1 protein-coding gene and 1 pseudogene (1 of these 2 only partly in view) are annotated in these 1,500 nt (G+C 74.9%); both read right to left on the bottom strand.

All coding sequences use genetic code 11. From position 1 onward, the window contains the following. Positions 1–731 (bottom strand): transcription antitermination factor NusB (locus H0487_RS21910; RefSeq protein ID WP_312856056.1); only part of this gene is annotated, 731 nt, incomplete at its 3' end. Next, positions 728–1,500: pseudogene (gene fmt, locus H0487_RS21905) on the bottom strand (methionyl-tRNA formyltransferase); it runs 174 nt beyond the window's last position. The pseudogene fmt and the gene H0487_RS21910, both read right to left, overlap by 4 nt.

Raw genomic sequence — 1,500 nt, 5'->3', positions numbered from 1 at the left:
GCCGGGTCGCCGCCGTCCAGCACCACGCCGTACGGCGAGTACGGCGTGGGCGTGCCCGGCAGCTCGGCGACCGTCGCGCGGCCGGGCCGCGCCACCAGGGTCACCTTCGGTGGGACGTTGTCGGCGGCCAGGAGCGCGTCGAGGTCGTCGTCCGGGGCGGCCATGTCGAGCAGGTCCACCACCCAGCGCGGATGGCTGTGTTTGAGGGCGAGGTGGTCCATCCGGGCGTCGCGCGAGCCGGCCGGGTCGCCCGCCACCTCGGCGATCCAGCCGTCGAGGTCGTGCCGGGTGACGGAGCGCAGGACGGCATTGACGAACCCGGCGGCACCCGGGCCGGCCTTGGCCCGCGCCAGGTCCACGGTGCTGCTGATCGCCGCATGGGGAGGCACCCGCATCGCCAACAGCTGGTGGGTGCCCAGCCGCAGGAGGTCGAGGATGCCGTGCTCCACCTTGCGCAGCGGCCGGTCGATGCAGGCAGCCAGGACCGCGTCGTAGGTGCCCTGACGTCGGATCGTCCCGGCTGCCAGCTCGGTCGCGAACGCCGCGTCGCGGCCCTCGAGCCCGAACTTGTTCACGACCGACGGCAGCACCAGGTTGGTGTAGGCGTCGTCGACCCTGACGAGTCGGAGCACCTCGAGCGCCGCGGTCCGTGCCAGGTCGGTGGGGCGCCCGGCGGGTGGCCGCCGGTTGCCCTGGGCTGGCCGACCGGGTCGGCCGGTCGGCCGGCTCACGCGAACGCCGCGCCGTCGGTCAACCGGGCGCCGCGCGCCCAGTCGGCCGCAGCCATCTGCTTCTTGCCGAAGGCCTTGACCTCGCCCAGCCGCACCGGCGTCGTACCGGTGCCGACGAGCACCTCGTTCTTGCCCACGTCGAGGACACCCGGAGCGAGCTCCGGTCCGTCGGCGACCACGGTGACCGGGCCCAGCTTGACCCGCTCGTCCTCGAACGTCGTCCACGCCCCGGGGCCCGGCGTGCAGGCCCGGATCCGCCGGTCGGTCGCCGCGGCCGGCTCGCCCCACGCGACCCGCGCGTCGTCGACGGTGATCTTCGGTGCCAGGCTGACGCCCTCGCTCGGCTGCTCGCGCGCCTCGAGGGACCCGTCGGCGATGCCGTCGAGCGTGGCGACCAGCAGGCCGGCGCCACCCTCGGCGAGCCGGCCCAGCAGGTCACCGGACGTGTCGGTCGGGCGGACGGTCTCGGTCATCAGGCCGAACGTCGGCCCGGCGTCGAGCGCCTGGACGATCCGGAACGTCGTGGCGCCCGTGATCTCGTCGCCGGCCCACAAGGAGTGCTGGACGGGCGCGGCACCGCGCCACGCGGGCAGCAGCGAGAAGTGCAGGTTGACCCAGCCGTGGACCGGGATGTCGAGAGCGCTCTGCGGGATCAGCGCGCCGTAGGCGACCACCGGGCAGCAGTCGGGCGCCAGGTCGCGCAGGGCCGCCTGGAACTCGGGGTCGCGCGGGTGGTCGGGCTTGAGCACGGGAACGCCGAGCTCGGCGG

The sequence above is a fragment of the Nocardioides stalactiti genome (assembly GCF_014180715.1).
GTDB lineage: Bacteria > Actinomycetota > Actinomycetes > Propionibacteriales > Nocardioidaceae > Nocardioides > Nocardioides stalactiti.
Note: the sequence above shows the minus strand (reverse complement) of the source record. Positions and strands in the feature narration are given on the sequence as shown.